This is a genomic window from Spirillospora sp. NPDC049652, from assembly GCF_040675125.1.
Classification (GTDB): domain Bacteria; phylum Actinomycetota; class Actinomycetes; order Streptosporangiales; family Streptosporangiaceae; genus Spirillospora.
Genome location: NZ_JBFAOF010000508.1, coordinates 1 through 5236, shown reverse-complemented (window position 1 = coordinate 5236; position 5236 = coordinate 1). Strand labels below are relative to the sequence as shown.

At 73.9% G+C, this 5236-nt stretch carries 7 protein-coding genes; 3 read left to right on the top strand and 4 right to left on the bottom strand.

What is annotated here, in order from left to right:
- The 3 genes from AB0J52_RS26470 to AB0J52_RS26460 all read right to left on the bottom strand — a co-directional run.
- The coding region (locus AB0J52_RS26470) for a hypothetical protein (protein WP_500184997.1) at positions 1-278 on the bottom strand (278 nt) is incomplete at its 3' end.
- A gap of 98 nt (positions 279-376) precedes the next feature.
- Positions 377-1039 carry a hypothetical protein gene (locus AB0J52_RS26465; protein WP_500184996.1) on the bottom strand — a complete coding sequence of 221 codons (663 nt, stop codon included), beginning with the start codon at positions 1037-1039 and terminating at the stop codon, positions 377-379.
- Between the two features lie 71 nt (positions 1040-1110).
- Positions 1111-1887 (bottom strand): class I SAM-dependent methyltransferase, encoded by a 777-nt coding sequence (locus AB0J52_RS26460; protein WP_500184994.1) that lies wholly within the window; start codon positions 1885-1887, stop codon positions 1111-1113.
- Between the two features lie 68 nt (positions 1888-1955).
- Here AB0J52_RS26460 and AB0J52_RS26455 point away from each other — a divergent pair, with 68 nt between their 5' ends.
- From AB0J52_RS26455 to AB0J52_RS26445, 3 genes are all read left to right on the top strand, one after another.
- Positions 1956-2366: a hypothetical protein gene (locus AB0J52_RS26455; protein ID WP_500184993.1), complete on the top strand. Its 411-nt coding sequence runs from the start codon at positions 1956-1958 to the stop codon at positions 2364-2366.
- A gap of 72 nt (positions 2367-2438) precedes the next feature.
- Positions 2439-3311, top strand: coding sequence for an enoyl-CoA hydratase-related protein (locus AB0J52_RS26450; protein WP_500184992.1), 873 nt, complete (start codon positions 2439-2441; stop codon positions 3309-3311).
- A 144-nt stretch (positions 3312-3455) separates the two neighbouring features.
- A complete protein-coding gene (locus AB0J52_RS26445) occupies positions 3456-4232 on the top strand; it encodes a polysaccharide deacetylase family protein (RefSeq protein ID WP_500184991.1) in 777 nt (258 codons plus the stop codon).
- A gap of 64 nt (positions 4233-4296) precedes the next feature.
- Here AB0J52_RS26445 and AB0J52_RS26440 read toward each other — a convergent pair.
- Positions 4297-5236 (bottom strand): YhgE/Pip family protein (locus tag AB0J52_RS26440; RefSeq protein ID WP_500184990.1); only part of this gene is annotated, 940 nt, incomplete at its 5' end.

Below are 5236 nucleotides of genomic sequence, written 5' to 3'. Positions count from 1 at the left end.
GCGGCGATCTCGTCCTCGATGCGCGCGGCCACCGCGCCCGTCGCGACGTCCGGGACCTGCGCCGCGTCACCCATCGCGAGGGCCCGCTCGACGACCTGGTGGAACCGGCGGTACGGCGTCACGACGTCCGTCGTCGCGGGCGTCGTGCCGACCATTCCGGCGGACGGCGCGGGAAAGACGTCCCCCGGGCTCAGCGTCCCGCCCCCGGCGACGGTGGGCGCGGACGTGCAGGCCGTGGCGGACAGGCACAGGGTGAGCGCGGACGCCCTGCCTCTCATCGAGCCCTCCTCGTTGTCGGGCTCGCAGGCTAACGACCTGGTCGGGCGGTCCGCGGGAGGTCAGGGGAACCTCCCGAAGGGCCCGGCTCGGGGCGGAATCAGGCGGTCCGGCCGATGTCGGCGACGACGTTCAGGCCGAGGAGGAGGTCCAGGTGGACGAAGGTCTCCAGCTTCGCGCCCGGCGCGATCGAGGCGTCGGACGCGACCCGGTCGAGGACGGCCAGCGCCGCCGGGGTGTCCAGGTCGTCCGTCAGGGCCGTCTCGGCCTCGGTGGCCGAGGGGCGGTGCATCGGACGGCCCGGCGCGTTCGCCCATTCCGCGACGCCCGCGCGCCAGGCCCGCAGGCGGGACGCGGCCGCCTCGACGTCCAGGTCCAGAGGCTCGCGGTAGTGCGCCGAGAGGTACGCCAGCCGTACGGCCAGAGGATCGCCCTCGGACGGCCTGGCCGCCCCGGCCGCCGGAGGAACCACGAGCGTCCACGCGTCCGTCTCGTGCGCGCGCGGTGCGACGTACAGGTCGGCCTTGGTCGGCGCGTCGGGGTACAGGGGAGCGACCCCGTACTCGGCGACGTCCTCCTGGCCGCCGTCGTTCACGTCGCCCGACAGCAGGACGCGCCGTCCGCGGCGGTCGGCGAGGCGGCGGAGGAGGTCGGCGACGACCAGGCCGCGCAGATCGGTGCCCTCCAGCACATGGACGCGCAGAACCTCCGCGCGGGGCAGGTCTTCGAGCCGTCCGGTCCGCGGATCATGCAGGCGCAGCATGCTTCGGAGCCTAGGCGATGCGTCCCGCGCCGCCCGAGCGAGCCCTTACAGCGAAGCGAGCTCTGGGCGTTCTAGGGGAGGGTGGAGGAGCCGTCGGGCTTGCGGACGGCGGCGAAGCGCAGCCGGACGTAGTCGGCGACCCAGCCGGACTCGCGGCGCAGCGCCGGGGCGGCCAGCTCGTTCACCCGGGCCAGCAGCGGCTCGACCATGTCCGGCGGGACGTCCGAGAGGGTGCTCGGGGCGTAGATGCGGACCCAGTCGGCCGCGCCGTCCGGGCACTCGGTCATCCGGGACGGGCGGTCGGCGTGCTCCAGCAGCCGGATCGTGAACCCGCCGTCCTCCAGGCGCGCCGCGTACTCGGCCGGGGTGGGGAAGTACCAGGGCAGCTCGGGCTCGCCGAGGCCGAACACGCGCCACGCGGTCTGCATCGCGGCGATCAGCTCGGCGCAGTTCCCCGCCCCGCCGAGCTCGCCGACGAAGCGTCCGCCGGGGCGCAGCGCTGCGTGCACGTGCGCGATCACCGCGTCCGGGTCGCGGGTCATCCAGTGCAGCGCCGCGTTGGAGGCGACCGCGTCGAACGGTTCGCTGGTGGTGAAGTCGTGGGCGTCGCCGATGGTGAACGACAGGCCGGGGTTCAGGTTGGACGCCTGCGCGACCATCTCCGGCGCGCCGTCGATGCCCAGCACCTCGGCCCCGCGTTCGGCGATGTCCGCGGTGAAGGCGCCCGTACCGCAGCCCAGGTCGATGATCTTCTCGCCGGGTTGCGGGTCGAGCAGGTCGATCAGGGGGGCGCCGTGTGCGGAGACGTAGCCGAAGGCTGAGTCGTACGTCGACACGGACCAGTTCACTGTCGCAATTTATCGGACTTGTCACTCCGCTCGAGTGACCGGCCCGGCGCGCGCCACCATATCGTGACGTGAATCGTGACGTTGGAGCGTCGCGCGGACGGCAGCGGAAGGACGGCGGCGTGGAGCGGCATCGGACACGGGGTGAGGTCCGGATCGTCGGGGCGGAGCGTCCCGGCGGCCTGGAACTGCGGACGGCGGGCCTGGCGGCGCGCGGGATGCCGGAGCTGCGGGTCACCGGCCTCGCCTGGTATCTGGGGTCCGGCTGGTCGCGGGTCCTCGGCGAGCTGGTGCGGCGGATCGCCGCCGCCGGCCCGGACCATCCCGCGACCTTCGACCTGGGTGAGGACGGCGAGGTCACGGTCAACCTCGTCCCGGACGGCGACTTCCTCGCCCCGCATCCGCCGCCGGGCGTCCCGCTGAGCGTGGCCGACTGGCGCCGCGACGTCGTGGAGCGCCTGTTCCCCTCCGCCTCGTCCTGACCACCCGCCCCGGAGCGGGGACTGAGTCGCGTTCTAGAATCGCCTTCCACTCTGCGCGGGAAGGACGGCCGGATGACGTACACCGAGATCCAGTACGAGGTGCGGGACGGGATCGCCACGATCACGCTCGACCGGCCGCACCGGATGAACGCCTACACCTACACGATGCGCGCCGAGATGCTCGACGCGTTCGACCGGGTCGACGCCGACGACGACGTGCGGGTGGTCGTCGTGACCGGCGCGGGCCGGGCGTTCTGCGCGGGCGCCGACCTCGACGCGGGCGGCGCCACCTTCGACAAGGACCGGTCCCAGGACATGTTCGCGGGCGAGGACGACGTCCTGGAGGACGGCACCCCGCGCGACGGCGGCGGCACGGTCGCGCTGCGCATCGCGCGCTGCCTCAAGCCCGTGATCGGCGCGTTCAACGGCGCGGCCGTGGGCGTCGGGGTGACGGTGACGCTGCCCATGGACGTCCGGCTGGCCAGCGAGAAGGCCAGGTTCGGGTTCGTGTTCGCGCGGCGTGGGATCGTCACCGAGGCGGCGTCGTCCTGGTTCCTGCCGCGGCTCGTCGGGATCGCGCAGGCGATGGAGTGGGCCGCCACCGGACGCGTGTTCGACGCGCAGGAGGCGCTCGCGGGCGGCCTCGTCTCCCGCGTCTACCCGCCGGACGAGCTGCTCCCCGCCGCCTACGCGCTCGCCCGCGAGATCGCCGACAACACCTCGGCGGTCTCGGTGGCGGCGATCCGGCGGCTGATGTGGTCGGGGCTGTCCGCGCCGTCCCCGTGGGACTCGCACGTCAGCGACTCGCGGCTGATGGCCGCGCTCGGCGCGGCCCCGGACGCGGCCGAGGGCATCACCTCCTTCCTGGAGAAGCGCCCGGCCGAGTTCACGATGCGGGTCAGCCGGGACCTGCCCGGCGAGGTCCCCGACTGGCCCCTCCGCTGACCGCCGCGCCCCCGCCGACCGGGACCGGCTCGTCCGTTCCATGGGTGTTTTGCCGTTTCTGGACGGGGTCCACGCCGACACGTGAGGCGTTCCCGGGCACGCCTGAGAAGGCGAGGGCTCCAACTCGGGGCGGAGGTGTGCAGGATGCGGGTCAAGCCGGTGGCGAAGGGCGCCCTGGTCGGGCTGACGGCGGCGGCGCTCGGCGCCGCGTGCGGATCCGTCCACTCCGGGCAGCTGAGGCAGCAGGCGGCGGCCGTGAAGAAGCACGCGCCCACGCCCAGCCCGGCCCCGACCACGCCGGCGCCCCGGGCCATCAACTGCGCCCAGGTCAAGTGCGTGGCGCTGACCTTCGACGACGGGCCCGGCCCGTACACCGCGCACCTGCTGGACGTCCTCAAGGCGGCCGGGGCGCGCGCGACGTTCTTCATGCTCGGCGAGAACGTCGGGTCCCACAAGGCGGAGATCCGGCGGATGGTGCTCGAAGGCCATCAGCTCGGCAACCACACCTGGTCGCACCCGCAGCTCACCGGCCTGTCCACCGGCGCCGTCCGGTCCCAGGTGCAGCGGACGGAGAAGGCGATCACCGAGGCGTCCGGCGGGGTGGCGCCGACGGTCTTCCGGCCGCCGTACGGCGCGACGGACGCCCGGGTCGGCAAGGCGGTCGGCATGCCGGAGATCGTCTGGGACGTGGACAGCCTCGACTGGCGGTACCAGGACGTCGCGCGGAACGTCCGGGTCGGGACGCGGCAGCCGAAGCAGGGCGACGTCGTGCTGTTCCACGACATCCACAAGACGACGGTGGACGCCATCCCGCGCGTCCTCGCGGGCCTCCAGAAGCGCGGGTTCACCTTCGTCACGGTCGGTGAGCTCACCGCGGGCAAGCAGCTCGCCGTCGGCCACACCTTCCCCGCCTGGTCCTGAGGCGCGACCCCGAACGCGGGGACGCGGACCCGGCCACAGCTCTCAATCCACGCTCTCCGCCCGGTCACAGGTCGAGGTCCGGCTTGAGGCGGGAGAGCGTCCAGCGGCGGCGCAGCGCCACGGCCCCGACGAGCAAGGCGAGCGCCACGGCCAGGTAGAGGCCGAGGATCCCGGCGTCGCGCAGCGCGCGGCTCGCCAGGCCGCCGGAGATCGTCGTGCGCAGCGGTTCGACCAGGTAGGTCATCGGGATGACGTCATGGATCGCGCGGAACGGCTGCGGCAGCGTCTCCACGGGGTACAGGCCGCCGCACGACACGAGCTGCGTGATCAGCAGGACGAGCGCCAGCGCGTCCGCGACCGCGCCGAACGCGATCCGCAGGAGCTGCACGATCGCGGCGAACGCGGCGACGCCGAGGGCCATCAGCCCGAGCGTCCCGGCGGTGGAGACGGGGTCGAGGCCGAGTCCGACGTCCAGGACGAGGAACAGCACGAGCGCCGCGGCCAGCCCGACCGCGAGGACGGGCAGGAACGCGGCGAACGCGACCGTCGCCGAGCCGAGCCGCCCGGCCAGCAGCCGGCCGGACACCGGGCGGATCAGCAGGAAAGCGACGATTCCGAAGACCCACAGGCCGATCGCGATGAAGAACGGCGCGAGTCCGCGCCCGTACTGCCGGGCGGGGTGGGCGTTGGTGGTCCTGACGTCCACCGGGTTCGCGAAGTTCTGGGCGGCGTGGTGCATGTCGTCGTTCTGGATCACGGGGATCTGGTCGCGCGCCGACGCCAGCCCGGACGCGAGCCGGGCCGCGCCTGTCTGGAGCTGCGCGTTCCCGTCGTCCAGTCGCCGGGCTCCGGCGAGCAGCCGCCCGTTCCCCTCATCGAGCTGCCGCGCGCCCGACAGCAGCGCGCCCGACCCCGTCTGGAGCTGACGCGCGCCCGCGAGCAGCGGCGTGACGCCGTTGTCGAGCCGCCGCGCGCCGGTCGCGACGGCCGCCGCGCCCCGGTCG